General features: G+C 57.4%; 25 protein-coding genes. 5 read left to right on the forward strand and 20 right to left on the reverse strand.

Annotated elements, in window-relative coordinates:
* Nucleotides 1–109: 109 nt before the first annotated feature.
* The 11 genes from BLS30_RS16675 to map all read right to left on the reverse strand — a co-directional run bounded on the left by BLS30_RS16675 (nt 110) and on the right by map (nt 10,219).
* A complete protein-coding gene (locus BLS30_RS16675; RefSeq protein ID WP_090230516.1) occupies nt 110–526 on the reverse strand; it encodes a hypothetical protein in 417 nt (138 codons plus the stop codon).
* Between the two features lie 7 nt (nt 527–533).
* A complete protein-coding gene (gene rlmN, locus BLS30_RS16680) occupies nt 534–1,769 on the reverse strand; it encodes a dual-specificity RNA methyltransferase RlmN (protein ID WP_090230519.1) in 1,236 nt (411 codons plus the stop codon).
* Between the two features lie 96 nt (nt 1,770–1,865).
* Nucleotides 1,866–2,471 carry a 3-isopropylmalate dehydratase small subunit gene (gene leuD / locus BLS30_RS16685; RefSeq protein WP_090230522.1) on the reverse strand — a complete coding sequence of 202 codons (606 nt, stop codon included), beginning with the start codon at nt 2,469–2,471 and terminating at the stop codon, nt 1,866–1,868.
* A gap of 35 nt (nt 2,472–2,506) precedes the next feature.
* The gene (locus tag BLS30_RS16690) at nt 2,507–2,932 is read right to left on the reverse strand and encodes a hypothetical protein (protein ID WP_046476914.1); all 426 of its coding nucleotides are present in this window, start codon (nt 2,930–2,932) and stop codon (nt 2,507–2,509) included.
* A 95-nt stretch (nt 2,933–3,027) separates the two neighbouring features.
* Nucleotides 3,028–3,546, reverse strand: coding sequence for a hypothetical protein (locus BLS30_RS16695; protein WP_090230524.1), 519 nt, complete (start codon nt 3,544–3,546; stop codon nt 3,028–3,030).
* Between the two features lie 177 nt (nt 3,547–3,723).
* The gene (locus BLS30_RS16700; protein WP_046476917.1) at nt 3,724–4,521 is read right to left on the reverse strand and encodes a class I SAM-dependent methyltransferase; all 798 of its coding nucleotides are present in this window, start codon (nt 4,519–4,521) and stop codon (nt 3,724–3,726) included.
* Between the two features lie 153 nt (nt 4,522–4,674).
* A complete protein-coding gene (leuC, locus tag BLS30_RS16705) occupies nt 4,675–6,081 on the reverse strand; it encodes a 3-isopropylmalate dehydratase large subunit (RefSeq protein WP_046479941.1) in 1,407 nt (468 codons plus the stop codon).
* Nucleotides 6,082–6,490: 409 nt separating this feature from the next.
* Nucleotides 6,491–7,381: a LysR family transcriptional regulator gene (locus BLS30_RS16710; RefSeq protein ID WP_046476919.1), complete on the reverse strand. Its 891-nt coding sequence runs from the start codon at nt 7,379–7,381 to the stop codon at nt 6,491–6,493.
* A 62-nt stretch (nt 7,382–7,443) separates the two neighbouring features.
* Nucleotides 7,444–8,409 (reverse strand): thioredoxin-disulfide reductase, encoded by a 966-nt coding sequence (gene trxB, locus BLS30_RS16715; RefSeq protein WP_046476921.1) that lies wholly within the window; start codon nt 8,407–8,409, stop codon nt 7,444–7,446.
* Nucleotides 8,410–8,578: 169 nt separating this feature from the next.
* Nucleotides 8,579–9,340 (reverse strand): RadC family protein, encoded by a 762-nt coding sequence (gene radC, locus BLS30_RS16720; RefSeq protein WP_046476923.1) that lies wholly within the window; start codon nt 9,338–9,340, stop codon nt 8,579–8,581.
* 51 nt (nt 9,341–9,391) lie between these two features.
* On the reverse strand, nt 9,392–10,219 hold the full coding sequence (gene map, locus BLS30_RS16725; RefSeq protein WP_090230526.1) for a type I methionyl aminopeptidase: 828 nt from the start codon (nt 10,217–10,219) through the stop codon (nt 9,392–9,394).
* 113 nt (nt 10,220–10,332) lie between these two features.
* On the opposite strand from map, the gene BLS30_RS16730 reads away from it, so the two are divergent.
* Complete coding sequence (locus tag BLS30_RS16730; RefSeq protein WP_090230529.1) at nt 10,333–11,943, forward strand: OmpA family protein; 1,611 nt, start codon at nt 10,333–10,335, stop codon at nt 11,941–11,943.
* A gap of 176 nt (nt 11,944–12,119) precedes the next feature.
* Entirely contained in the window at nt 12,120–14,084 is a 1,965-nt protein-coding gene (locus tag BLS30_RS16735; RefSeq protein ID WP_090230531.1) for an OmpA family protein, read from the forward strand.
* A 113-nt stretch (nt 14,085–14,197) separates the two neighbouring features.
* On the opposite strand, the gene rplS is transcribed toward BLS30_RS16735, so the two are convergent.
* The 8 genes from rplS to leuS form a co-directional block, all read right to left on the reverse strand.
* Nucleotides 14,198–14,857, reverse strand: coding sequence for a 50S ribosomal protein L19 (gene rplS, locus BLS30_RS18445; RefSeq protein ID WP_046479944.1), 660 nt, complete (start codon nt 14,855–14,857; stop codon nt 14,198–14,200).
* 169 nt (nt 14,858–15,026) lie between these two features.
* Nucleotides 15,027–15,776 carry a tRNA (guanosine(37)-N1)-methyltransferase TrmD gene (gene trmD, locus BLS30_RS16745; RefSeq protein WP_046476928.1) on the reverse strand — a complete coding sequence of 250 codons (750 nt, stop codon included), beginning with the start codon at nt 15,774–15,776 and terminating at the stop codon, nt 15,027–15,029.
* Nucleotides 15,777–15,819: 43 nt separating this feature from the next.
* A complete protein-coding gene (locus BLS30_RS16750; protein WP_046476930.1) occupies nt 15,820–16,107 on the reverse strand; it encodes a DUF1330 domain-containing protein in 288 nt (95 codons plus the stop codon).
* Nucleotides 16,108–16,148: 41 nt separating this feature from the next.
* Nucleotides 16,149–16,874 carry an orotidine-5'-phosphate decarboxylase gene (pyrF, locus tag BLS30_RS16755; protein WP_046476932.1) on the reverse strand — a complete coding sequence of 242 codons (726 nt, stop codon included), beginning with the start codon at nt 16,872–16,874 and terminating at the stop codon, nt 16,149–16,151.
* Nucleotides 16,875–16,925: 51 nt separating this feature from the next.
* Nucleotides 16,926–17,924 (reverse strand): adenosine kinase, encoded by a 999-nt coding sequence (locus tag BLS30_RS16760; protein WP_046476934.1) that lies wholly within the window; start codon nt 17,922–17,924, stop codon nt 16,926–16,928.
* A gap of 63 nt (nt 17,925–17,987) precedes the next feature.
* Entirely contained in the window at nt 17,988–19,028 is a 1,041-nt protein-coding gene (gene holA, locus BLS30_RS16765; RefSeq protein ID WP_046476936.1) for a DNA polymerase III subunit delta, read from the reverse strand.
* A gap of 60 nt (nt 19,029–19,088) precedes the next feature.
* Complete coding sequence (locus BLS30_RS16770) at nt 19,089–19,682, reverse strand: LPS assembly lipoprotein LptE (RefSeq protein ID WP_082101009.1); 594 nt, start codon at nt 19,680–19,682, stop codon at nt 19,089–19,091.
* Nucleotides 19,669–22,284 carry a leucine--tRNA ligase gene (leuS, locus tag BLS30_RS16775; protein WP_046476938.1) on the reverse strand — a complete coding sequence of 872 codons (2,616 nt, stop codon included), beginning with the start codon at nt 22,282–22,284 and terminating at the stop codon, nt 19,669–19,671. Before leuS ends, BLS30_RS16770 begins: the two co-directional genes overlap by 14 nt.
* Nucleotides 22,285–22,580: 296 nt before the next feature.
* Between leuS and BLS30_RS16780 the strand changes: the two genes are divergently transcribed.
* A complete protein-coding gene (locus BLS30_RS16780) occupies nt 22,581–23,642 on the forward strand; it encodes a Fic family protein (protein ID WP_090230534.1) in 1,062 nt (353 codons plus the stop codon).
* Nucleotides 23,643–23,681: 39 nt separating this feature from the next.
* Here the strand turns inward: BLS30_RS16780 and BLS30_RS16785 are convergent, their stop codons facing one another.
* Entirely contained in the window at nt 23,682–24,086 is a 405-nt protein-coding gene (locus tag BLS30_RS16785) for a GlcG/HbpS family heme-binding protein (RefSeq protein ID WP_046476942.1), read from the reverse strand.
* A 109-nt stretch (nt 24,087–24,195) separates the two neighbouring features.
* Here BLS30_RS16785 and BLS30_RS16790 point away from each other — a divergent pair, with 109 nt between their 5' ends.
* Both BLS30_RS16790 and BLS30_RS16795 read left to right on the forward strand, forming a co-directional pair.
* The gene (locus BLS30_RS16790) at nt 24,196–24,879 is read left to right on the forward strand and encodes a YggS family pyridoxal phosphate-dependent enzyme (protein ID WP_090230537.1); all 684 of its coding nucleotides are present in this window, start codon (nt 24,196–24,198) and stop codon (nt 24,877–24,879) included.
* Between the two features lie 143 nt (nt 24,880–25,022).
* The gene (locus BLS30_RS16795) at nt 25,023–25,934 is read left to right on the forward strand and encodes a hypothetical protein (RefSeq protein WP_046476947.1); all 912 of its coding nucleotides are present in this window, start codon (nt 25,023–25,025) and stop codon (nt 25,932–25,934) included.
* Nucleotides 25,935–26,002 lie beyond the last annotated feature (68 nt).

Here is a 26,002-nt window from a genome sequence, read left to right on the forward strand (position 1 = left end):
GAATGCGCAAGAACGACGCGATCATAATCTGCCTGGCAAAATAACTCTTGGACCCGTAGCGGAAGACCCTACGCCAAAAGGCGCAGGACGCAAAATTGAGCAGATGGCTTCAGGTCCATCGACCGGCCAGCAGCCAATAAACAAATCCCCCGGCAAAACCTGCGGTCGCGAACACCTGCCATAAGGTGACGTCAGCCGCGCCAAAGCCTGACGCAAATCCGGAGAACAACGGGATGGAGACCAGCGCGATTCCGCCCCCGACCACGTAGTAAATCACCGACCTGATGCGGGCCACCTCACCGATCACGACAACGGCAAGCGCCGGAATGATCGTGGCTCCCGCGACCAGTAGGATGCCGTCTTCCATCAGGCCAAAGAGGACATCAGGGTTCTCGACATCGCCGTAACGGTGCATCACGTGCGTCACGCGCTCTAGCCCTAGCGTAAACAGCACGGCCATCGTCACCATCGCTGCGATGAGAAACGACAAGGGTACAACCAGCAATCGCCCAAGTGCGCGCCCCACGTCCCCGTCAAGCTCCCTGTCCGGAGCCGGCCGTGCCGGATTGGGTTACAGAGCCCCCCCGCGCGGAAGCCCTGATCTTGAGACTTTCAGATTTCAGCTGACCACAAGCTGCGAAAATGTCCCGTCCGCGCGGCGTCCGCACAGGACTGGCGTATCCCGCCTTGTTGACGACCTCGGCAAACCGCTCGATCTGCTCCCAATCCGAGCATTCATATTGTGACCCGGGCCACGGATTAAACGGAATAAGATTAATCTTCGCCGGAATGCCCTTGAGCAGCTGCACCAGGGCTTTGGCATCGGCGAGGCTGTCGTTCACGCCCTTCAGCATGACATATTCGAACGTGATGCGCCGGGCGTTGGACAGACCAGGATAGCTTCGGCACGCATCGAGCAATTCGCTGATGGGGTATTTTTTGTTGATCGGAACCAGTTCGTTCCTCAGGTCGTCGCGCACTGCGTGCAGAGAAATCGCCAGCATTGTCTGCGCTTCGCCGCCCCAACGCGCGATCTCCGGCACGACCCCAGAAGTCGAGAGCGTAATGCGGCGCTTCGAAACGGAAAGTCCTTCACCATCAGACGCAATGGCCATAGCCGCTTTGACGTTATCGAAATTGTAGAGCGGCTCCCCCATGCCCATAAGCACGATATTTGTGATCTTGCGCTCTGTGGAGGGTAGCAACCGCCCATCGTCCGGAGCAACGGCATCCGGCCAATCCCCGATCCTATCGCGCGCCACTAGAATTTGAGCGACAATCTCATCCGCGCTCAGATTGCGCACCAAGCGCTGCGTACCTGTATGACAGAAGGTACACGTCAACGTGCAGCCTACCTGGCTAGAAATACACAACGTACCGCGATCGGACTCTGGGATGTAAACGGTTTCGATTTCTGGAGCCGCCACTTCCGTACCACTGCGCCGCAAACGGAGAAGCCATTTGCGTGTGCCGTCCTGCGAGACCTGTTCGCTAACAATCTCCGGACGGTCGAGAGAGTAGCGTTCAGCCAGCCGCGCGCGCAGATCCTTCGAAACATCCGTCATAGCGTCGAACGAAGGAACACCGCGTACGTACATCCAACTCCAGAGCTGATTGACCCGCATCCGAAGTTGCTTGTCCGGCACCCCAACCGACGTCAGCGCCGCACACAGCTCACCGCGCCCAGCCCCGGCGAGGCTAGGCAACGGTTCCGGTCTGGTTACGGACGCCTTGTCCTTGGGGTCAAGCGCGTCGACGACGAGCACCATAGATCAATCACCTGCAGCGTTACGCGTATGGCCCCATATGTAGCCACGAAGGTGCAAACGGCAAATGCACGGGCCAACGGCAATGTTAATTGCGCGTCACGCCCAAGGACGCGACTGCGACATCTGCGACTCGAAGGAATCGATCTTATCCGCCTTTTCGAGCGTGAGCCCAATATTATCGAGACCGTTGAGTAGACAATGCTTGCGGAACGGGTCGATTTCAAAGCGGATCACACCGCCATCCGGTCCGCGAATTTCCTGGGCTTCCAAATCGACGGTAATCGTCGCATTGGCTCCACGCGATGCATCGTCCATGAGCTTGTCGAGCTCAGACTGCGGCAGCTTGATCGGCAAGATCCCGTTCTGGAAGCAGTTGTTATAAAAAATGTCCGCGAAATCTGGAGCGATAACGCACCGGATACCGAAGTCCAACAGTGCCCACGGGGCATGCTCGCGCGACGAACCGCAACCGAAGTTGTCGCCCGTAACGAGGATCTGCGCACTCCGGTATGCAGGCTTGTTGAGAACGAAATCCGGATTTTCCGAGCCACCTTGCCCATAGCGCATTTCATAAAACAGCGACTTACCAAGCCCGGTGCGCTTGATCGTCTTAAGAAACTGCTTGGGAATGATCATGTCGGTATCGATATTGCGCAGCGGCAAGGGAGCAGCAATACCGGTCAAAGTCGTGAACTTATCCATTCAATCCTCGTTCTGGCCTACGGCCATGCATCGCGTTAGGCGCGTAGTCCATCGGCTAAAGCGCGGAAATAGCCTTCAGCATCAGCCAGTCGGTCGATTCGGAAGGAATTGACCGCGAAAGCCTCAGAATCCCGCAATTCACTGGCGCAGATGGTTTCCAAACGCCTTTTAACGCCAGCCAGCTTACGTCCGTCAAGCCGATGCTGCAGAACGTCGACGATTGTCTCGACATATCCGCGCATCCGCCCGAATTCCCGAATGACCTGACGCCGAGCAGATCGATCGCCGCGCCGACGCTCAAACCGAGCCAAGGCATCTCCTGCGCGGTTCAACGTCTCGGCAATTGCCTCGGCATAATCAGCGACACGGGCGCGACGTTCCGGTTCTAGCCCGGCGAGATCGCCCAACCATTGGTGCAAAACCAGCGCCAAATTCAGGATTTTGTTTGCGTAAGCCGTCACCCATCACCTCGCCGCTTCCCACAAATCCTAAAATTGTGGGCGGGGGCGGGGACAAACCAGACGCTAAGATTCCTGCCCCGACGCCGAGATGAACGTTAATGGACCTTAGGGTCGGCGTAACATTTGCGCATGTACTCGCAGCGATGCGAGCCGGACAAATGCATCATGTCGCCCTTCGCCGGCGCAATGAACGTACAAACCTCATCCAAACCGGCAGGGGTCAACCAACCTTGGCGGCGTCCGCGTTGGACCGCAAAACAATCAGCGGTCTCTTCATCTGGGCCGCGAAACTGATGCCCGCACTCGTGTGCAAAGATCCACTGCTTCACCGAGATGGAAACCTTGTCGAGCAACCGCGGGTTCATGATGAGAAAGCCCGGATAGGCCGCACCGTAGTCATCCAACTGCGGATCGACCACGACGGGCCGGCGGCCGCACCACTGCGTCTGGCCGTCAAGCTTGAACTCACCCGGGGACAGAATCCTGGCAGTTCCGCCAACGTGCGAAACGTACTCTTCCGGTGTCGGCGGGCCATCTGCCTTAGCGCCAGCCGCCGCAAAAAGGAACGTGGCAGTGGCAACCGCGATCCAACCAGCCGTTTTTCCAAGCCCCATTAAAATCCCCGCTCCGACAGTTGCGAGATGACTGCACATCCAACCCTTGCCCGAAATAGCCCGGTCTTCAACCCCTGGACTTCAAAGACCCACGGATTCCGAACCACGCGGGGCAAGAAATACCGTTTAGATTGATAAGGCGTCAGTCGTTGCGATTTTCTAACAACATAAAGCCCCTTAATCGCTAAGCTCAGCCACGACGATGAATTCCTGTAGCGTAAAGTGCAGATCCCCATCGATCTCACGCGGCATCAGAAACGTCGAGAGCGGCGACGTCGCACATAGCAATTGCTCTAACTCTGCGACCGTCTGAGGCCCACAGCGCATGCGGTCTACCCACGGCTGGAAACCCATCTCCTTGCCAATCTGTTCCCGCGCTAACACGGTAAAACCAGCCTTGTCCAAGATCCCAACCCACTCATCAACGGAGAGCGCTCTGGCATGGCTGGGATCGCGCAGTTTCTCAAACGCATTGTAGGCGACACCAGCTTCTCTGATTTGGTCGTCGGTCAGACCTGCAAGCCGTTCCGCATCTGGCGTAACGTTGTCGACCACGGCAATGCGGCCGCCCGGCTTGAGCACACGGCGTGCCGCGGCGACGAATTGAGCAATGTCGGGAAAATGATGCGCGGCCAACCGGCATGTTACGAGGTCGAACGACGCCGCATCAAACGGCAGCTCTCCGGCTTCGGCTTTCGCCGTCCGTAAATTGCCGAGGCCCTTCTCTCGCGCCAACGCTTCCGTCTGCCCAAGCATCTCGTCCGTAATATCGCTGGCGACAACCTCAGCGACGTGAGGTGCGAAAATCGCTGCCGTATGCCCGGCACCCGTCGCCACGTCCAACACTCGCCAATTACGGTGCGGACCGACGAGTTCAACAACACGGTTGAGACTGGCTCCCGAGCGATGCACTTCACACTCTGCATAATGCTTTGCGCTCGGTCCGAACTGCTGCTGAACAAGCGTTTGAGACATTGGCGAACCTCCGCATTTGGATGAGGCCTTTTCCTCTACGAGAGGGGCCAACTAAGGGCAGCGCGCGTAAATAGCAGCCCGAAAAACAACAAGGCCGCGCGTATCGAATTCCGCGCGGCCTTGCCGATCAATCCATCTCCGGTCCTCTCAGGATTAATGTGCCCAAGACCGGATATCGACGAAATGGCCTTCGAGCGCCGCCGCGGCCGCCATAACCGGCGAAACAAGATGCGTACGGCCCTTATAGCCCTGGCGGCCTTCGAAGTTACGGTTTGACGTCGAAGCACACCGCTGTTCTGGCTTAAGTTGATCCGGATTCATACCCAGGCACATCGAGCAACCCGGTTCGCGCCACTGGAATCCAGCATCGACAAAGATCTTATCCAAGCCTTCTGCTTCGGCCTGCGCCTTCACAAGACCTGATCCCGGAACAATCATCGCATAGTCCAGACGTTCCGAAACCTTGCGCCCCTCGACGATCTTCGCAACAGCGCGCAGATCCTCGATACGTCCATTGGTGCATGATCCGATCCACACGACGTCGAGCGGAATATCCGTCATCTTCGTACCAGACGTCAGCCCCATGTAAGACAAGGCCCGCTCCATGGAACCCTTCTTATTGGGATCCGCGACGGCGTTGGGATCAGGAACGACGCCGGATACCGACACGACATCCTCGGGAGACGTACCCCAGGTGATGATCGGCGGAAGCGACGCGGCATCGAGCTTCACTTCGGTATCGAAATGCGCGCCCTCGTCCGTCGTGAGCGTTTCCCAATATTTCATAGCCATATCCCAGGCGGCACCCTTTGGTGCCTTGGGACGGCCCTTGATAAAATCAAAGGTTGCCTGATCCGGCGCGATCATGCCAGCGCGCGCACCGCCCTCGATTGACATGTTGCAGACAGTCATCCGGCCTTCCATCGAAAGCGCACGGATCGCCTCACCGGCATACTCAATGACGTGGCCCGTACCGCCGGCCGTTCCGATCTCACCGATGATCGCCAGGATGATGTCCTTGGCCGTCACACCCTCGGGCAGCTTGCCGTCGACCAGCACCCGCATGTTCTTGGCCTTCTTCTGGATCAGCGTTTGCGTCGCCAGAACATGCTCCACCTCGCTCGTGCCGATGCCGTGGGCCAACGCTCCGAAAGCACCGTGGGTGGACGTGTGGCTGTCACCGCAAACAATAGTTGTACCAGGAAGCGTAAAACCCTGCTCCGGTCCGACAACGTGAACAATGCCCTGACGCATATCGAGTTCATTGTAGTACTCGACGCCGAAGTCAGCCGCGTTCTTCGCTAGAGTTTCAACCTGCAGCCGGCTCTCAGGATCATCGATCCCGTTCGTACGCTCAGAAGTCGGCACGTTATGATCAACGACGGCAAGCGTCTTCTCCGGAGCGCGGACCTTACGGCCGCTCATACGCAGGCCTTCAAACGCCTGCGGGCTCGTTACTTCGTGCACGAGATGACGATCGATATAGAGCAGGCACGTGCCATCTTCTTGCCGGTCTACAATGTGGTCATCGAAAATCTTGTCGTACAGCGTCTTTGCCATAACGGTTTGCCGTTCTTTCTTTTCGGATATGAAATGTCGCGCCACCGAAGGATCGCCAATCTTTGCGGGGCACTTTGTTCTTTGCAGCACACTAGATAGCGATTGGCAACGCCGCGCGCAAACGCTGCGAACGTCGCATCAAATAGGCTATTCCAGCCGACACGCCTCAGGGCAAGAAAAATGCCGGATCGAATAAACCTCGACCCGGCGCATTGAGGCAAACGTCGTAGCCTTCCAGTATCGAATGAGGTGGTGGCAAGAAACCGCACGCGACGCCGGTTGGCTAAAGTGACGCGATGACTCGCGCGCAGGCGGATCAAGGCCATGTACGCGAGCTCAAGTCCAGTAAAATCTCCAAAATTTTAAACTTGATCAATCCTTTTCGAAACGGCCCATGGAAGAAGCGGTGTCAATGCCGCCACTGACGCGCCTTCCCGACCAGAAAATCGCGAAAAACCTGAACGCGCTTCGAACCCTTCATCTCTTCCGCATAAACGAAATAGACCGGCAACTTTGGCGGATCTATCTCCGTCAGAATTGGCACGAGATCCGTTTCACCTTCCACGAGATAGTCAGGCAGCATACCGATCCCGACGCCGGTGCGAATGGCGTACTTCATAGCCATAATGCTATTGACCCGGAAGTGCGGATGGCGAACCTCTTTACCCGTCAACCCCACGGTTTCAATCCAGGCAATCGCGCTGAGGTGCTGAGCAGGTGGACCGCTGTAAGAAACGATCCGGTGCTTTCCCAGTCCGGCGAGGTTTTGCGGCGCCCCAAATTTCCGTATGTACTGCACTGAGGCGTAGGCCCGCACCGTCATTGAAAAAAGCGGGCGCCGGATGAGCTCAACATGCCCAGGCTCCTGCACAAACAAGCCCACATCGGCCTCGCGCATCGCAATATCCATCTGCTCATCATTCAAAATGAGCTCGATATTTATCTCCGGATAAAGCTCAAGGAATTCCCTTATCCTCTGGGTAACCCATACGGTTCCAAACCCAACAGGTGCGGTGATCCGCAACTCGCCAGCCGGCTTTGTCGTCGTCTCGGAAAGCTGCGCCTCCGCCGTTTGCAGCTTGTTCATCACTTCCGCAACGGTCGTGTAGAGCAGCTCCCCCTGTTCCGTAAGCACCAGCCCGCGTGCGTGCCGGTGAAACAGCGGGATGCCGAGGTCCTTTTCCAGCGATGAGACCTGCCGGCTTACCGCCGACTGGCTCATTTGCAGCGCCTCGCTGGCGTGAGTAAAGCTTCCCGCTTCGGCGGCAGCGTGGAAAATGCGCAGCTTATCCCAGTCCATGCTCAAGCCTGTCCAAGTAAGAGCAGACGCAAAACGGGCTGCTGCTTCGTTTCAACGAACGCCTATTCCGCAGCCTCAGCAGCCACCTCGAGACCTGCGAGGTAGCGCTCAGCCTCAAGAGCGGCCATGCACCCCATCCCAGCAGCGGTCACGGCCTGCCGGAAGATATCATCCGTAACATCGCCAGCAGCGAAAACGCCGGGGATCGAGGTCGCCGTCGAATCTGGCTTCGTGATCAAATAACCTGAGCCCTTCATCTCGAGCTGTCCTTTGAACATCTCCGTCGCAGGCGCATGCCCGATGGCAACGAACACACCATCCGCAGGTCGCTCCACGATCGCACCCGTCTTAACGTTCTTGAGACGGACACCGGTCACCGATTTCGGCTCTTCCGTTCCGATTATCTCCTCCAGCGCGCTGTCCCATACGACCTCGACCTTTGGATTTTTGAACAATCGATCCTGCAAAATCTTTTCGGCGCGGAAGGAGTCGCGGCGATGCACTACCGTCACCCGCTTTGCGAAATTAGTCAGGAATATCGCCTCTTCGACAGCCGTGTTGCCACCACCAATCACGACCACCTCTTTGTCACGATAGAAAAAGCCATCGCAGGTGGCGCATGCCGAAACGCCGTAGCCTTTGAATTTCTCTTCGGAAGGAATACCGAGCCAGCGCGCCTGAGCACCAGTGGCAATAATCAACACGTCACATGTGTAGATATCTTCCGATTCACAGACGAGCCGGAACGGCCGCTTGCTGAGATCTACGGAATTCACATGATCCATCACAATTTCAGTTCCGACGTTCTCTGCCTGGGCCTGCAACTGCTCCATCAGCCATGGCCCCTGGATCGGCTCAGCAAAACCCGGATAGTTCTCGACATCCGTCGTAATGGTCAATTGTCCGCCGGGTTGAATGCCCTGGAGAACGAGCGGCTTCAGCATCGCGCGCGAGGCGTAAATGGCTGCGGTATAGCCGGCCGGCCCAGAACCCAGAATCAAGACCTTTACGTGCCGTGTTGCTGCCATTGGTGTTCCTTTCCATTGGACGAACCCGAAATTCCGAATTCGCCGGGCATATCTCGACCCCTCAAAAACGCTTCCTCATATAAGGCGAAACGTTCCGTCATGCGATAGCCAGTGATCTACGTCAGAGGCCCGGTTGTGGAGCAGTCAGTGCACGGCAGAACAAGCCAGACTAAATCAGCTTTAGCCCGCGCAGGCTCGTATGCCCCTCCCGCCCAACGATAATATGATCGTGAACACTAACCCCCAAGGGACGCGCCGCCTGTTGTATCAGCCGCGTCATGTCAATATCCGCGCGCGACGGCGTGGGGTCTCCCGACGGGTGATTGTGGACCAGTATCAGCGCTGTAGCGGATAGCTCAAGAGCGCGCTTTACGACCTCCCGCACATAGACAGGTGTATGGTCGACCGTTCCTTCCCCCTGGACTTCATCCCCCAATAAGCGGTTCTTCTTATCTAGGAACAGGATACGGAACTGTTCACGGTGTCCGTAAGCCTGCGCGGCTTTAACGTAATCGAGAACCTGGCTCCACGAAGACAAAACAGGACGCTCAACGATCTCCGATTTCACCAACCGGACCGCCGCTGCCCGAATGAGCTTGAACTCGGTTACAACAGAATCGCCCACGTCCTTCACTTCTTTCAGACGGTGCTCCGGCGCGTTGAGCACCTCCGCGAACGAACCGAAATGCGCGATCAGCCGCTTTGCCAGCTCCTTGGTATCCCGCCGCGGAATGGCACGGAACAGAACCAGTTCGAGCAATTCGTAATCGGGCAACGCCTCGGGCCCACCTTTGCGGAAGCGTTCCCGCAGCCTGCTGCGGTGGCCAACGTGCGACGGGGTCGAAGATTCGAAAAAAGCCCCCTGTCCGCCATCCTGCGCTGAAGCCGTCTCGGGTGCTTCTGGCCGTTCGGCCTTACGTCGATCGGTCATGGGCACCGTACTGCCGCTGAAGAGGCGGAAGGCTGCGTTTAAGGCGTGATGCTAGCCTGCGGTGACATAAGGCGGGCAATCATATCCACCGGGCGACCGCGTAAAGACCTCGCATCCATCTTGGGTCACACCGATGGTGTGCTCGAACTGAGCAGACAATTCCCGGTCTCGGGTCACGGCAGTCCAGCCGTCATTTAGAACCTTCACATTCGCCCGCCCGAGATTGATCATCGGTTCGATGGTGAAGAGCATGCCCGGCTCAAGTACAGGGCCTTCACCCGCCTCGCCATAATGCAGAATGTTCGGCCGCTCGTGGAACTGCCGCCCCAAACCGTGACCACAGAAATCGCGGACCACGCTGCACCGCTCACCTTCGGCATAGGTCTGGATCGCCTCACCGATATGTCCCGTCGTGTGGCCCGGCTTCACTGCGTTGATACCGCGCCACAGCGATTCATACGTCACCTCGATCAGACGTTCAGCCCGCCGCGATATTGCTCCGACGGCATACATACGGCTCGTATCGCCATACCAACCATCGACGATCAACGTCACATCGATATTGATGATATCGCCTTCCTTCAGCGGCTTCGGCCCCGGAATTCCATGGCAAACCACATGATTGATCGACGTACAGATCGATTTGGGAAAGCCGCGATAGTTGAGAGGTGCCGGTATCGCGTCATTGTCGAGCGCAAACTGCAAAACCATCTCGTCCAGCGCCTCGGTGGTCACGCCCGGTTTAACGTGCGGGGTGAGCATATCGAGCGCCGCTGCTGCGAGCTGTCCCGCCCGGCGCATCCCTTCAAAGTCTTCGGCGCTGTAGCGCTTTATCTGATTATCGTTCTTCTGGGTGCGTCGGGTATCGAGATTAGACATTGCGTGTTCTGTAAGGTTGCTGTTTCTTTGATATAGGGAACGTCTAACAAAAAACCTTGCCCACAAAAAGTTGGGGCGTGATTAAGCTTGCTTAACACCTGGGGAGGTGCGTGATGTCGAGAGTCTCCAAGTTGGCTTCTGGAGTGGTACTCCTTTACGCCACGTCAGCGCAGGCGGTTGAACTTCCAAACTGGAATATCGCCACCATTTGCGCCAGCGAAAACGCAGCCGGCCAATGTCAACTTTTCGAATTCCAAGCCAAGCACGCAATCCTTGGGGGCTGGGGCCTGCTACCCGATGATTACCGGAATGCGTGCCTCGGCGAAGTTAAAGAGCCCTACGTAAGCTATCGGTCTCTCTCTCAATGCCTCGAATTGCAAGTACTGCATGGTCGAGAGCTTAGAACAATCGATACCGCTGCCACCGGAACGACGGTACCATCTGCGATAGGTAGTTCCAGCTCCGAAACCTCCACGCCAGCAACTTCAGGCGACGCCGATAAGATAGAAACTCTCGAGCAATATATCAAACGACGCGAAAGCTGGGGCAAAGGCAGAGAAAGTTCGCTGACGCCAAAGAATGTTCGATTGGCAGCCGGAGCATCCATACCACTCAAGAGTGCCACAACGGCCGCACCTGCAGCAGACGCCACGCCTCCGATCGTGCATCCCGCCGAGGAGCGCCCTCCGCTTAAGATCACCGAAGTCCCTCAATCTATCATTGAAGAGAATCTGGCTGCCCTTCTCGCTCAACGCGAAAGCTGGAGTGGCGCAACAGCCTCGCCGATCAGTACAGCCACCGTCGGGAGCTTGGCCGGCTACCTCGCCGAGCGGGATAGCTGGGGCAAGGGTCCTGCTGAGAAAGCCGCTCAACCTCTAAACGCCAATGAGCCAAAACTTCAGCAAACGGCCGAAGTATCTCAAGCTGATATTAGTAAGGCTCTCACTGATCTCCTGGCCGAACGGGAAAGCTGGGGAACTGAACCTTCACCTAAAGTTGCCGCGACACCAAAATCTGAACTGGCCTCGGCAGAAGAGGCTGAGCCCGATACCCTCGCCGGATACTTGGCCCGTCGCGACTCCTGGGGGCCTGGCAACCCGGTCAAACCCGTGAAAGCTCCCCTCGCCGCGGGTGCAGTCTCACCACTTCCCGCAACAGCAACCGCAACGGCAAGTCCTGCATCGGACAGCAGCGACCAATCCGTTCTCGTGCACGCCGCCGAAAAGACCCCTCCAGCGCAGATGACCGAAATACCTCGCGCGGATGTCGACAAAGCCCTCTCGGAGCTTCTTTCCGAACGGGAGAGCTGGGGCACCGCGCCTGGCTCCGCAGGTCAGCAGGTTGCCGCACGCTCCGCCGAAGCGGACGCCTGCGAAACGGAGCTGCGCAACACCGTTGGCAAGGGAACGATATTGTTCCGCACCAACAGCGCCATTCTCGATGCCGAAAGCTTCTCAACTCTCGACGAGCTTTCACAACGAGCAAAGAATTGCCGTAACACGACAATCCACGTGGAAGGCCACACAGACGACCGCGGCTCCGAAAGCACGAATCAAAAGCTTTCGGAACAACGCGCGATGGCGGTCCTTAACTATCTTGTGAAAGGCGGCGTGGTTTCCAGCCGTATTGAAGCCATCGGGTTCGGCGAAAGTCGGCCACTAGTACCGAATTCCAGCCCTGAAAATCGCGCAAAGAATCGGCGTATCGAATTTTCGGTTCGCTGAGTCGAGGAAAAGCTTCAATCTCAACCTCTAATGGAGGGGCTCGGTATTCGGACCCCTCGTTATTAGTTTGTTGACGAAAAAAACCGCCGATTCAGTCTCATAGACAAGCAAATGGCTACTGAAAGTTAAGGTAAACCCTGTCATAACATGTGTGCCCATGACGGAGGACCCAAGTTATGTTGCGCAACGTCGCTGCTATTGGATTCATTTGTTTGAGCGCCGGCCCGCTTGCGGCCGAAGCAGCTCCCCACCATAACGCCACGCCGTCCCAGAACGTTATCGAAAGGGCGCTGGCGAACCTTTTGAATACACGCGCTGCCTGGAATGAAAACTCCGGCCAGCAGGATGCTATCATTGTCGTCGATACCCGGAACGCATTAGACGATTACCTGGCCCGTCGCGACGCCTGGAACGCATCTGCTCAGTCCAGCGAGCCCACGGACCTGAAAGAATATCTGGCACGCCGTGACAGCTGGGGCGCAAGTCCCGAGGCTGTGCCGATGGATAATGCCAGTGTACTCGCCGAATACTTGGCGAAACGAGAAAGCTGGGGCCCCGGACCAGAGCCGAAGCGCATTGCTGCCCCCTTGGCGGCTGGTGCGAGCCGCACACTCCCCAGATTGGCGACGGCCCCCGTAACCAATTCCGGTTCGCCGGTCATCCATTCTGCAGAAGAGCGGCCGGTGCCACACTTGACCGAGGTTCCGCAGCTGCGCATTCGCAAAGCGCTACGAGAATTGCTTGCCACCCGTGAAGCCTGGGGCAGCGAGCCAGCACTCGGCCATGCCGTCTTTGCAGGAGATCTCAAAGCTTATTTGAAGCGTCGGGACAGCTGGGGCGAGGGTCCGAAGCCAAAGCCAATCCGTGTCAAATTGGCAGCCGGTGCCCCGTCGCGTCTCCGCATCGAGAAGATCTCTCCGCAAGTCGAAGCAGCGAGACCTATCATTCATCATGCCGACGAACAGCGCCCTCCAGAGCTCACCGATATTCCCGCCAGCCAAACAAACGGCGCTTTAGAAAAGCTCCTGGCTGAGCGCGCATCCTGGGGATCGAAACCCGTTGTCGCCGAAGCGCGCGTCGCCGGAGACCTCGGTGCCTATCTCGCACGCCGTGATCGCTGGGGCGTCGGACCGGAACCCAAGAAGATCCGTGTGAAGCTGGCTGCCGGCGCAAAACGGCGTTTGCCGGTTATCCCGAGCCGCTCTGTCGATACGAGCGGTCCGGCCCCAATCATTCACCCTGCTGAGGATCGCCCGGCACCGGTATTGACGGCGATACCAGTCAACGAGGTCAAGACATCGCTGACGGCATTGCTGAGCGAACGGGCCTCATACGGCACCGAACCGACCCTCAGCGTTGCTCGGGAAGCCACCGATCTCGATCGGTTCCTTGCCCGCCGCACCGCATGGGGAGAGGGCTCCGAACCCAAAAAAGTTCGGGTAAAGCTAGCCGCCGGCGCAAATCGGCGCCTGCCGAAGATCACGGCTCTTCCTGAAGCAGGTCCTGTGACGCCGCCCATCATTCACCCCGCGGACGAGCGCCCAGCGCCCGTATTGGCCCAACTCGATTCAAACACGGTCAACGCTGCTCTGACCGACCTTTTGAATGACCGGGCCTCGTGGGGTTCATCACCATCGATCACAAGCTCCGAAGCTGATGTTTCGTTGCCGGTGGTCACGCTCGACGCCTACCTTGCGCGCCGTGCCCGCTGGAACATGTTGGCCCACACGCAAGTCGCGGCCATCTCGCTGGCCCGGAATGTTCGCTCTGATGCTCTGACGTGTACAGAAGCGCTACGTCAGATCACGGAAGCCAGCTCCATTCAGTTCGCCACCGGAAGCGCCAAACTGACCTCCGAAAGCAACCGTGACCTCAAGCAGCTGGTTACCACTGCCCGCGAGTGCGCCGGTCTCCGGATTCGCATTGAAGGTCACACGGATTCGCTTGGCGACGCCGCAATGAATCAGGCCCTATCGGAAGCGCGCGCGCAAAGCGTCGCCGAATTTCTGACGGAAGCCGGCCTTAACGCCGAAGCGTTGGAAACCGCAGGGCTGGGTGAATCGCGCCCGCTCGTCCCCAATACATCCCGCGCCAATCGCGCACTTAACCGGCGCATTGAATTCAAAGTGCTGACGAACTGATCCTGGCAAAACGGGTTGGAAATCTCCCGTAGGGTCCAGGGACAAGCAGAACAAAAAGAAAAAGGCCCGGGCAGAAAGCCCGGGCCTTTTTGTATCCCATAGAGGTAAGCGCTTTACTGCGCTTCGCCTTCTGCATCCGAAGCTGGTACTTCTTCGACCGCTGCAGCAGCAATAAGCTTCTGCGCCTGACCAACCCAGTCTTCCTTCTCGATGCGTCCTTCCATCTTCAGGAAGTCTTCCACGTTCGCAATATCGTCGTCCGAGAAGTTGGCGATCTGCTCAAGCTGAACGCAGTTCAGCTGTTTCAGACGCAGCACCATTTCTTCATCGATCCCCTGGATCTGCGTCAGATCATCAGGCTGACCTTTTTGCTTCTTGAAGCCCTTCCAAGCAGCGTTCAGGCGACGTGCGCGTGCGTCCGTACGCTCCACAATACGGGCCGAACGTCCGCGGCGTCCGCGCAGATAGTAGAGCTTCGCGCGCCGAACTTTACCGCGCCGGATAACTTCGATCTCAGTGATGAACGGCGAGTAGATCGGAAATACACGCTCAACACCTTCGCCGTAGGAAATCTTACGAACAGTGAAGCTTTCATTCAGCCCACCGCCTGAGCGGGCGATGACAACACCCTCATAGGCCTGCAAACGTTCGTTCTTACCCTCAAGCACGCGCACGGTGACTTTAACGGTATCGCCAGGGCCGAACTCCGGTACGCCACGTTTGGCTGAAATAGCGCGGATCTGCTCCTGCTCGAGCTCTTGAATGATGTTCATTTTTTGCGATCCTTGATTGTCATCATAGCAGAGGAGCATCACTGTCTGTCCTTGGAAATCGAGGACGGACACGGCTCTTGCGGCCCATTTAAGGGAATTGAATGCGGCATCATAGCCGAAAAGTAGGGCTTTGTCGATGCCCTCGCCCGGTTTTTTGATAGCCAACGGCTTAACCGTTCTTTTCTGGGTCTACTTTGGCCATCGACAGGCTCTTAAGGAGATCAGGTCGCCGTTCTCGGGTCAGGGCCTCAGCTGCCCGGCGGCGCCAGGCGTCCACCTTCCCATGATCGCCCGAAACCAGCACCTCAGGAATAGCCCGCCCCTCCCACTCCCGGGGCTTCGTATACTGTGGATACTCTAAAAGCCCCGTTTCAAAGCTTTCGTGGACAAGGCTGTCAGGTGCGCCAAGCACACCCGGCAACAGACGCACGCACGCATCCATCAGCACCATTGCCGCCAACTCCCCGCCTGAAAGCACGAAATCTCCAATCGAAATCTCACGCAAATGGCGCCCCTCGATTACCCTCTGATCGATGCCTTCGAAACGCCCAGCCAGCAGCATGACCCCCGGCCCGGCCGCCAATTCTCGCGCAGTCTCCTGACGAAGAGGTTCACCGCGCGGCGAAAGCACGATGCCGGGGAGATCTGGCGCTTGACGCCGCGCCTCATCGATAGCGGCCGCTAGAACGTCCGCGCGCATAACCATCCCGGCACCGCCACCAGCCGGACGGTCATCCACCGCAAGGTGACGACCGATGCCGAACTGGCGCAGCGCGACGCATTGTAGCGACCAGATTCCCGCGTCCAGCGCCTGCCCGGTCAAAGAATAGCCGAGCGGCCCCGGAAACATCTCCGGAAACAACGTAAGAATTTGTGCCCGCCAAGCAGGCCTACCATCGCTCGTTGGCATGTGTGGCATGACGTTGACGCCTTACAGGCCTTCGCCGGATACAAGAAGAGCGTCAGACACCTTCGACAACGGTAATGTCGATAGTACCGGCACCCTCACGCAAAGCTTTGGCCTCTGCGTATTCCGGCGACTTGGCATAACCCAATGCGTGGTCATAGCTGGGAAATTCTAGAACGACGTTACGAGCTACGCCATTTCCCTCGACGATTTCGCATCGTCCGCCACGAACGATCGGTGTGCCGCCGAACTTGTCCAGTGCAATTTTCGACTTCGCCACGTACTGCCCCCAAGCATCAGCATCGGTGACAACGGCGTGGGCGATCACATATCCCTTCGGCATTTCGTTTTGTTTCCTTGGTTGGCTTATAAACTTGCAGAGTCTTAGGTCGCACTTCGACGCTCAAGGGCCGCAGCGATATGCGCAACGAAAGCCCGCGCCGCATCAGCTGGATCATCCGCCCGCGTAATAGGCCGCCCCACCACAATCAGATCGGCCCCTGCAGCGACAGCGCTGTCCGGAGTCATCACCCGTTGCTGATCGTCCAATGCGCTACCAGGTAAACGGATACCCGGCGTCACGATCAGAAAATCAGAACCGACCTCTCGGCGCACCATGTCCGCCTCTTGCCCCGAGGCAACGATACCATCGACCCCGCACGCACGTGCCAACTGCGCACGATGCAAAACAAGGTCTGCAGGAGAAAGCCGATTGCCCTGAATTTCGAGATCCGCAGCAGTGAGATTTGTCAGAACCGTAACCGCAAGCAGCTTCATCCCGCTGCTTCCCCGCCCGACCACAGCCGCGTCGAGCGTCTTGCGATCATGCCCGTGAATTGTGAGATACGTCACACCCAATTCGGCGGCATTGGCCACCGCACGTTCAACCGTATGGCCAATGTCCAGGAACTTCATATCAAGGAAGACTTGCTTCCCTTCTCTGATCAGCCGGCGGGCCAATTCCAGGCCGCCAGCCATCACCAGTTCCAGACCGATCTTATAGACTGAGACGTCGTCACCGAGCCGGCCGATTAAGTTCTCGGCCTCCTCGACCGTCGGAACATCGAGCGCCACAATGAGCTTGTTACGTGCCCGCTCCAAGTTTTCCATTTACGCTCCGAAGCGTCAGCCAACCACTGCCACAGTCTCTATCTCGCCCGCTCAGGCTGAAAGAGCCAACTCTCTTGCTAAAGTGCTGAGTTGAGTTTCCGGCCGCGCACCGACATGGCTGATAATCTCAGCTGCCGCACACGAACCAAGTCGGCCAGCGGTAGCAAGGTCCTTGCCCGTTGCCAAGCCATACAGGAAACCGGCCGCATAGAGATCCCCAGCTCCAGTCGAATCCACGAGCCGCTCAATCGGATGAACGGGGATCTCGATCCGTTGGCCCTTGGAGATGATGACCGATCCCTTCTCGCTGCGTGTCAGAGCAGCAAGCTCCGTATGGACGGCCACACGCTGAGCAGCATCCTCAAAATCTTCCGTCTGATAAAGCGATGTGATCTCATCCTCGTTGGCGAGCAGAATATCGATACCGTCACGGATCAGATCAACGAATTCGCTACGGTGACGATCGACACAAAAACCATCTGACAATGTCAGAGCCACCTTGCGCCCGGCACTGCGCGCAATCTCGACCGCCTGACGGAAAGCCGCTTTGGCCTCCGGCTGATCGAACAGATAGCCCTCAAGATAAACGATACCAGCAGCACGAATGGCGTCGGGATCAACCTCGCCCTGATCGAGGTCGGTGGAGATGCCCAGGTATGTGTTCATCGTGCGTTCGCCGTCTGGCGTCACCAGGATGAGACAGCGTGACGTCGGCGCCTTGCCGCTAACGGGTGAGCTGGAAAATTCAACCCCCGCCGCGCGAATGTCGTGCGCAAAGACCTTGCCGAAGTCATCATCAGCGACTTTTCCGATGAACGCCGCCCGGCCTCCGAAGGAAGCAATACCGACCATGGAATTGGCGACCGAACCACCAGAAATCTCAACGCCCGGCCCCATGTCACCATAGATCGCTGCCACCGTTTCCGCATCAACGAGGCGCATGTTTCCTTTCGGAGCTTCATGACGCGCCAAAAACTCTTCATCGCAGCGCCCAATAATATCAACAATAGCGTTGCCAATGCCGATTACGTCGTAGCGGAGTCCGGTCATGTTACCTCTCGAATTGTTTACGATTTGCGCGGCACTATAGGCACTCAGCTTCGCAGAGCAAGTTTAGCGGCCCGAATAACCGCTCGCACGCGCCAGCCGGGTCAGCGACAACACGAGGCGCTCAGCGACGATATCTTCCAGAGCACCATTGTGCCGCGCGGTCTTGGCCGCGGCTTGAATCGCCCCAAGAGCCTGCGCCAACCGCTGCACCGTCCACATACGCGCTTGTGCCGTGAGCGCATCTTTCTGCTTGAAATGGAGCGGTGGCCGAAAACTCCGCATGACATCGGCAACGGGCCGGCCGGCATCAATCTGCGTACACACGCGATGCAGTCGCATAAAATGCCGTTGGAGGGCGAGAATGATAGCTTGCGCGCTTTCTCCTGCGGCTATCGCCCGACTGAATTCATTGACAGCCCGATCACCTTGTCCACCCGCGGCGGCGAGCACAATGCGATCGATTGTAAGTTCAGAGGCGTCCCCCACGATCGCCTCGACATCTTCAACTTCAACTTTGCCACGCCCCGAGCAATAAAGGATCAGCTTTTCTATTTCTCCGCGCGACATCGCCCGATCCGCGCCAAGCCGAGCAACGAGGCTGTCACGAGCCGGTGCGGAAATCGTCAACCCGGCCGCCTTCATCTCCTCATCGACCACCGCGCCAAGATCGCGTTCTTCATCCGGAAAACACGCGATTGCGGCCGCATGTGCAGGCTGCTCGAACATCTTTCGAAGCGCATCCGTCGGCTTCAGATTTCCTGCCTCTACGATCAAAACGCTGGGCAGAGCTGTCTCAGCGACAAGCGGTTTGAGCAGATTGGCGTTGATACGCCGTCCGGTGCTCGTACGAACTATTTTACGCCCGCCGAACATAGCGACCGTCAGAAGTTCATCCGCAAGACGACCTGGGTCTCCGTCCAGATCCATCTCATCAACTCTTAAAATTTCACCGGGTGGGTTTTCGCGCTTCGCCCATGCATCCGCGGCCTGTCGGGCGCGTTCCGAGACAAGCCCGGCATCCGTGCCGTAGAAGAGCAACGCCGTGATCTTGGCGTCGGGCGATTTCAGAAAACTCGCAGATTGATGACTTTTAATAGCGACCATAATCAACCGGCTCGCTGATCTGCCGCACGACAAACGAATAGCGTCCCGAAAAAACGGAACTTAAGCCTGTGTCGCAAGAAACGCTGACAACCGTGACTTCAGGTCGTTGCCCACAGTACCGGCGGCTCTGTCCTCCGCGTCACGACGCGCGCGAACGTTAGAGAAAATGGAGTCGAAACGCTCGAAACCGGCACGCCCATAGCTCGTGCCCGACAAGATTACCTTCTTATCCTTGAGGTGGATCAGCCGGAACGATGCATCAAGACTGTAGATCTGACCGCGAGAGTCACCACTACGCTGCACGAGCGTTGACGTTACACTTTCGCGAATAGCAATTTCCAAGCGATACTCCGGCGGCAAAGCGTTGCCGCCTCCTCGAGCCTGGAAGATCAGCTCGTTGCGAAGCTGCTGACCAACACGGCCTGGGATCGGTGCGATATCAACTTGCGCCAACCTCTCCGACAAACTGCCGGTGCCGTTCAAGTCTGCGTACATCGGACGAAAACCGCCGGGGCCACAGGCAGCAACCAGCGGCGCGATTAGTACCGCGACCGCCATCACTCTAAAAACCGACCGTCTGCTGCACATCCGGCTGGACTCTCCGATCCTGTCGGCGACCGAACCCGACGCACGAAGCGCCTCAGGCAACGACATTAACGATCCTTTGCGGCACAACTATAACCTTCTTCACCGGCTTGCCTTCTAAGGCGCGAGTAACCGGTTCCAAGGCCAAAGCGGCTGCCTCGATCTCTTCCTTGGAGGCGCTCCGCGCTATGGTAAGCTCGTCCCTCCGCTTGCCATTCACCTGTACGGCAATGGTCATAACATCGTCAACGAGCAAGGCCGGTTCCGCCACGGGCCAAGGTTGTTTGGCCAATAAGGTGTTGTAACCGAGCCGCGCCCAGCATTCCTCCGCCAGGTGTGGCATCATCGGTGCAATCATCTGCACCAACAGCTCAGCCCCTTCCCGCAGGGCCCAATCGAGCCCGTCTTCCGACTTCTGTAGGGTCGAACTGAGCACATTGGTAAATTCGTAGAGCGTCGCCACAGCAACGTTAAACCGCAGCCCCTCGATGTGCCCGCCTACACTATGAAGCGTCTTATGGGCCGCCCGGCGCAATGCGATGCCCTCGGGGCCGAATTCAGGCATGACATCCGCGCGTTGCGGCGTTTTTTGCGCGATCTCGTCGATCAACCGCCAAGCGCGTTGCACGTATCGGCGGGCCCCCTCAACGCCGACCTCCGTATAGATCACATCGCGCTCTGGCGGACTGTCCGACAGCACAAACCAACGAGCCGTATCCGCGCCGTACTCGCCAACAAATGCGTCGAGATCGACGACATTTTTCTTCGACTTCGACATCTTCTCGATGGGCCCGATCGTAACGGGGTTCGCACTCACCGCGTGGCGCGCAGCTCGGTTTTTACCGTCGCCATCAATCTTCACCTCATCCGGCGACAACCATTCGCCGTTCTGCGACTTGTACGTTTCGTGGGTCACCATGCCTTGTGTGAACAGCGCGCGGAACGGCTCTCGCAACTGCCCTATGCCTTGGCCAGCATCCGATATCGCTCTGAAAAAGAAGCGAGAATAGAGCAAGTGCAAGATCGCATGCTCAATCCCGCCAATGTACTGATCCACAGGCAACCAGTACTGCGCAGCGCGCGCATCCACAGGCGTGTCCGCATCAGGCGCAGTAAAGCGCACGAAGTACCACGATGAATCGACGAACGTATCCATCGTATCGGTTTCTCGCACAGCCGGCCCCTGACACTTCGGACACGTGACGTGCTTCCACGTCGGATGCCGGTCCAACGGATTACCCGGTTTATCGAACGTTGCATCTGCTGGGAGCTCCACCGGGAGCTGATCATCGGGTACCGGTACCGCCCCGCAGCTCTCGCAGTGAATGATGGGGATCGGGCACCCCCAATAGCGTTGCCGCGAAATACCCCAATCACGCAGGCGGAAGTTGACCTTGCGCTCACCAACCGGCCGCCCCCCGATCGTCATAGCGCCGAGGCGGTCCACAACTTTCTCGAATGCAGATTTGGGATCTAGTCCATCGAGGAAATCGGAATTGATCATCGAGCCGTCACCATCGACGGCCTCATCACCGATCGCGAAGGTCTCGGCATTCTCGCCCGGCGGCAAGATCACGGGTCTGACCGGCAGATCGTATTTGCGGGCAAAATCCAAATCGCGCTGGTCGCCCGAAGGACAGCCAAAGATTGCGCCCGTCCCGTAATCCATCAACACGAAGTTCGCGACCCAAACCGGCAACAACCAATCTTTGTCCAGAGGATGCTGAACGCGGAGTCCGGTATCGAAGCCCTTCTTCTCCGCACTTTCCAACTCCACGACGGAGGTTCCCTGGCGACGGCATTCGTCGCAGAACTCTTTGAGCTTTGGATTATCCGCAGCCGCGGCCAGTGCAAGCGGATGATCAGGTGACACAGCCAAGAAGGACGCGCCAAACAACGTATCCGGCCGCGTCGTATAAACTTCGACTTCGCTAATGCCTTTGGGCGCGTTTGCTGGGTCAAGAGCCCAGCGCACCAACATGCCTTCCGATCGGCCAATCCAATTGGCCTGCATCAGTCGCACTTTTTCCGGCCACTGATCCAACGTATTGAGCGCTTCCAGCAGCTCATCTGCATATTCAGTGATCCGGAAGAACCACTGCGTCAGCTCCTTAGTCTCGACCAGGGCACCCGAACGCCACCCACGACCGTCGATAACCTGTTCGTTCGCCAGAACGGTATGATCCACGGGGTCCCAGTTGACCTTTGCAGACCGTCTGTAGGCGAGGCCCTTCTTCAAAAGATCCAGGAACAGCTTCTGCTGCTGCTTGTAGTAATTGACGTCACATGTCGCGAATTCGCGCTGCCAATCGATAGAAAGCCCCATGGACTTCAGTTGCTGGCGCATCGCTGCGATATTGGCGTACGTCCACTGCGCCGGATGCGTTTTACGCTCCATCGCCGCATTTTCGGCCGGCATTCCGAACGCATCCCAACCCATTGGATGCAGGACATTAAAACCCCGGGCGCGCTTATACCGCGCGAACACATCTCCCATTGTGTAGTTGCGCGAGTGTCCAACATGGATGCGGCCCGATGGGTACGGGAACATCTCTAGAACGTAGCACTTGGGCCGTTCATCGTTGTTCGAGGCCGTGAAGACACCAGCCTCCTCCCACATCTGCTGCCAGTGCTTTTCGCGCGCAGGCGCGTTGTAACGTTCATTTCCCATGAGGCTTATCGGTCTCTTAACGGTTCGTTCAATGGCGGCGGTAATGAGCGCCAAACAAACCCGTCGGTCAAGGCGGGCTGACGGTGAAACTGGGAATTCGATAGGTCGAATGGACGGCGACGAAGCGACATATCCGCATGCGTGGGCGGATTTACAGGCCCTGAACTACGCAATCATGTCGATAAGTATCCCATTTCATCGACACATATATGTCGGCGCGTTGACGAGCCTCACGAATATGTCGAGAAAAATTGCGTACGTCGACATGACCCTTCTGGCCCAGGTTATTCTGTCTCATGCTCGCCCCCCCGGAATCCGCCTCCCCACCGCGCCCCGTGATTCCTCAGGCTGTTGAGCTCGAAACCCGATCAATCCTGAAAAAATGCGTTGCAGCACGAACCGCCCTGGCCGACCTACGCTATGCCGGGAAGACATTTTCGGACCCTGCCGCCTGTGCAAGCACCTTCGCGCTTCTGGAAGCGAAGGACAGCTGCCAAATCGCGAACGTTGTAACGGCCATTGATCCGCTTTTTAAAGCCGCAAACGGACTGCGCGTCAAAGACGACGATGCCACGCGCCAAATTCTCCGGTGTCGGGCAGCCCTGATCGCCGCCGCGGCCGCGTCGAAATACCAGCGCCTTTCCATCGTCACCGCCGCAACCTTGGCACACGCGCTAACGTTGGAGGCCGGCTTCACACCACCAAGCGAAAATCGGCTCACGCATCTTCTGGCTGACTGGGCGCGCTTCCAGACCGAATCCGAGGATATCGACCCGCTGGTGCACCTCGCGGTCTCCCACTATCTCTTCACCTCCGCGCAACCCTTTGCCCTCGCAACGGGGCCAGCCGCCCGCATCCTAACCTTGATGGGCCTCTTGAACACTGGCCTGATTGATTTGCCAGTGCTTTACCTCAGCCGGCATCTCCTGGCGACCAAGGGCAGCTATGACCGCAGCCTCGCGAAGGTGACGGAAACCGGCGAGTGGGAACCGTTTTTGGACTACATGCTGACCGCCATCGAACAGTCTGCAATCTGGACCAATGGCAAGCTAAGAGCGACAAGAGCGATGATTGATATGACCGCCGATCATATCAAAACCTACGCACCGAAAATCTATTCGCCCGAACTCGCCGAACTCATCTTCATTGAGCCCTACACACGCATTCAGCATCTCGGGCGGTCGGGGATCGCCAAACGCCAAACGGCGGCCGTCTATCTGAAACAGCTCGCGGCCATCGGCATCCTCAAGGAGCATAAGGTCGGCAGGAGCAAGATTTTCATCCATCGCAAGTATCTCTACCTGATGGCGCGCGACGAAAATACGTTCACGCCTTACCCGCCGCCAACGCTCGGATAAGGCGTGCTTTTAAGGTCCAGCGTCCCCCACACAAACCGTCTAGCAGGTATGGGCTGCCGCACCCGCCTCGGCCACAGCCTGGTCCTGCGCACCGCTGCCGCCGCTGACACCAATCGCGCCGACAATGCTGCCATCGGAGCCTTTAAGCGGAATACCGCCTGCGAAAATCATCACGCGGTCTTGGTTCGACGCGTGAATCCCGAAAAACTGATCACCAGGCTGACTATTCCGCGCGAGCTCTTCCGTCGAAATATCGAACGCACGCGCCGTAAAAGCCTTGTTGATCGAGATATCGATGCTGCCGATCCAGGCTCCATCCATCCGGATGTGTGCGAGCAATTGCGCACCAGCGTCGACAACCGCAATATTCATGGGTTGTCCGATTTCTTCAGCCTTTTTCTCGGCGGCTTCGATGACACGTCGAGCATCCTTCAAGGTCAGCATGGCACGTCCTTATATTAAATGATGAAAATCGGGTCGGATGGACTACACCGCCCGGAAACGTGCTAGAGCCCCATTGGGTTCGAACATAGAAAGCTGACAGATCATCAAAATGACGACCGACGATACGATCTCCGCCGATCATCAAGGCTTACGCGCCGTCAAAGATAAGATCGCCGCCGCCGCGAAAGACGTCGGTCGCTCCCCGGCTGACATCGAGCTGATCGTCGTCTCCAAAACCTTCGGCCCAGACGAAATCCTGCCCGTTCTGAACGCCGGCCAGCGCCACTTCGGCGAAAATCGGGTCCAGGAAGCCGCCGGCAAATGGCCAGCCTTGCGTGACAAGTTCCCAGATATAACCCTGCATTTGATTGGACCGTTGCAGTCCAATAAAACCAAGGAAGCCGTCACGCTGTTTGACGCCATTCATTCCATCGATCGGCCCAAAATCGCCAAGGCTATTGCCGAAGAGCAAGCGAAGCTAAATAAGGAACTTCAGCTCTTCATTCAGGTGAACACAGGTGAGGAGCCTCAAAAGGCCGGTGTATTACCGCGCGATACGGCCCAATTCCTCGATCAGTGCCAAAACGAGTTCGGCCTCAAGATCACGGGCCTCATGTGCATTCCTCCCGTTGACGAAGAGCCTGCGGTTCATTTCGCATTTCTGGCCAAGCTGGCGCGCGAACTGGATCTCCCTGGCCTCAGCATGGGGATGTCAGGCGATTTTGAATCCGCAGTGGAACTCGGCGCTACGCACGTTCGTGTCGGCTCAGCCATATTCGGCGCCCGCGTCTGAACACGTTCTAAACAACGCCCCGAGCAGAAGACCAAGATTCTTCTGAGGACGAGTTGCGCCTACGCGGTTGTATTCCCGACTGGAATGTTAGGCTCCACACTGATTCGAAAACTGTGCGTGCGTTTCATGATATCGGAGGCCCCATGACTGAAGGCATCGCACAAAGCGTCGCCGCAGAAGCTGAACAAGCTGCCAACGAGGCTGCGCGCGAAGCTCGGGCCGAAGTTCTCGAGCGCAGCGCCAAAACCGAACCCGAAAAGAAGCCGTCTCGTCGCATTACCAAGGCGTCCACCTCGAGCGATACCTGGCAGAAGTTTGTCGTAGACGTCTGGCTGACTGACCTTAATCCGACAGAGTTCGGCATCTACAAACATTCCCGTAACCGCGCCAAATCCCGGCAGTTTTCATCTGACATGGATATCTACGCCGAGGTCATTGAGAATGGCGAGCGGACGGGTCTTCTCGGTTACCGCAAGGATCTCTGGAAAGACGCGAAGGGCATGGACCGCAGATTGGTCTTCAAGCTGTTCACGCCCAGTCTCAATTGGCGCGCAACGATGGACCTCATGGTCGGTCGCAGCCTGCAACTCACGTTGGGGGCTCGCGGTGTGCCGGTGATGGCCTATTCCATCAACACCCACGACGACAATTTCATGATCTATCTCGAACGATCGGCGCTCAAATGGCCGTTTCTTCCTGAGCACTTTTCGTTTTTCATCGTCAGTGATGGAACGCCCAAATTCTTCCGTCTTGAGCGGGCGCTCATCAACATTGGTGGCGACTACACGCTGTATGACGAGCACAACAAAGCCATCGGCTACATTGATGGCAAAATTCTTTCCATTGCCGGCAAATGGAAGGGCGCCATTCGCAGCGAACATGCTGACAAAAAGCTGCTGACTGTGATGAAACTGTTTTCCGGTCTCATCATCTTCAACCGGCAGGCACGCTGGCATATGTGGCGGCTTTGGCATGACGTGATCGATGGCCGGATTTCCCCAGCCCTCGAACGTCAGGAATCCGACCTCTATAAGAACCCTCGCCGCGTGCGCTAGTGCTCAAAATTTAGCCTTCAACACCCGATCAAGCGCACAAAAACAAATCAAAATAGAGGTGAAAAAGT

The sequence above is a fragment of the Filomicrobium insigne genome (genome assembly GCF_900104305.1).
Classification (GTDB): Bacteria; Pseudomonadota; Alphaproteobacteria; order Rhizobiales; family Hyphomicrobiaceae; genus Filomicrobium; species Filomicrobium insigne.

Bases quoted from the DNA above. Each gene is read 5' to 3' on its own strand.
- rlmN (WP_090230519.1), bottom strand. From the start codon at position 1,769: ATGGTGCTCGTCGTCGACGCGCTTGACCCCAAGGACAAGGCGTCCGTA.
- leuD (WP_090230522.1), bottom strand. From the start codon at position 2,471: ATGGATAAGTTCACGACTTTGACCGGTATTGCTGCTCCCTTGCCGCTG.
- BLS30_RS16695 (WP_090230524.1), bottom strand. From the start codon at position 3,546: ATGGGGCTTGGAAAAACGGCTGGTTGGATCGCGGTTGCCACTGCCACG.
- BLS30_RS16700 (WP_046476917.1), bottom strand. From the start codon at position 4,521: ATGTCTCAAACGCTTGTTCAGCAGCAGTTCGGACCGAGCGCAAAGCAT.
- leuC (WP_046479941.1), bottom strand. From the start codon at position 6,081: ATGGCAAAGACGCTGTACGACAAGATTTTCGATGACCACATTGTAGAC.
- BLS30_RS16710 (WP_046476919.1), bottom strand. From the start codon at position 7,381: ATGGACTGGGATAAGCTGCGCATTTTCCACGCTGCCGCCGAAGCGGGA.
- trxB (WP_046476921.1), bottom strand. From the start codon at position 8,409: ATGGCAGCAACACGGCACGTAAAGGTCTTGATTCTGGGTTCTGGGCCG.
- radC (WP_046476923.1), bottom strand. From the start codon at position 9,340: ATGACCGATCGACGTAAGGCCGAACGGCCAGAAGCACCCGAGACGGCT.
- map (WP_090230526.1), bottom strand. From the start codon at position 10,219: ATGTCTAATCTCGATACCCGACGCACCCAGAAGAACGATAATCAGATA.
- BLS30_RS16730 (WP_090230529.1), top strand. From the start codon at position 10,333: ATGTCGAGAGTCTCCAAGTTGGCTTCTGGAGTGGTACTCCTTTACGCC.
- BLS30_RS16735 (WP_090230531.1), top strand. From the start codon at position 12,120: ATGTTGCGCAACGTCGCTGCTATTGGATTCATTTGTTTGAGCGCCGGC.
- rplS (WP_046479944.1), bottom strand. From the start codon at position 14,857: ATGAACATCATTCAAGAGCTCGAGCAGGAGCAGATCCGCGCTATTTCA.
- trmD (WP_046476928.1), bottom strand. From the start codon at position 15,776: ATGCCACACATGCCAACGAGCGATGGTAGGCCTGCTTGGCGGGCACAA.
- BLS30_RS16750 (WP_046476930.1), bottom strand. From the start codon at position 16,107: ATGCCGAAGGGATATGTGATCGCCCACGCCGTTGTCACCGATGCTGAT.
- pyrF (WP_046476932.1), bottom strand. From the start codon at position 16,874: ATGGAAAACTTGGAGCGGGCACGTAACAAGCTCATTGTGGCGCTCGAT.
- BLS30_RS16760 (WP_046476934.1), bottom strand. From the start codon at position 17,924: ATGACCGGACTCCGCTACGACGTAATCGGCATTGGCAACGCTATTGTT.
- holA (WP_046476936.1), bottom strand. From the start codon at position 19,028: ATGGTCGCTATTAAAAGTCATCAATCTGCGAGTTTTCTGAAATCGCCC.
- BLS30_RS16770 (WP_082101009.1), bottom strand. From the start codon at position 19,682: ATGTCGTTGCCTGAGGCGCTTCGTGCGTCGGGTTCGGTCGCCGACAGG.
- leuS (WP_046476938.1), bottom strand. From the start codon at position 22,284: ATGGGAAATGAACGTTACAACGCGCCTGCGCGCGAAAAGCACTGGCAG.
- BLS30_RS16780 (WP_090230534.1), top strand. From the start codon at position 22,581: ATGCTCGCCCCCCCGGAATCCGCCTCCCCACCGCGCCCCGTGATTCCT.
- BLS30_RS16785 (WP_046476942.1), bottom strand. From the start codon at position 24,086: ATGCTGACCTTGAAGGATGCTCGACGTGTCATCGAAGCCGCCGAGAAA.
- BLS30_RS16790 (WP_090230537.1), top strand. From the start codon at position 24,196: ATGACGACCGACGATACGATCTCCGCCGATCATCAAGGCTTACGCGCC.
- BLS30_RS16795 (WP_046476947.1), top strand. From the start codon at position 25,023: ATGACTGAAGGCATCGCACAAAGCGTCGCCGCAGAAGCTGAACAAGCT.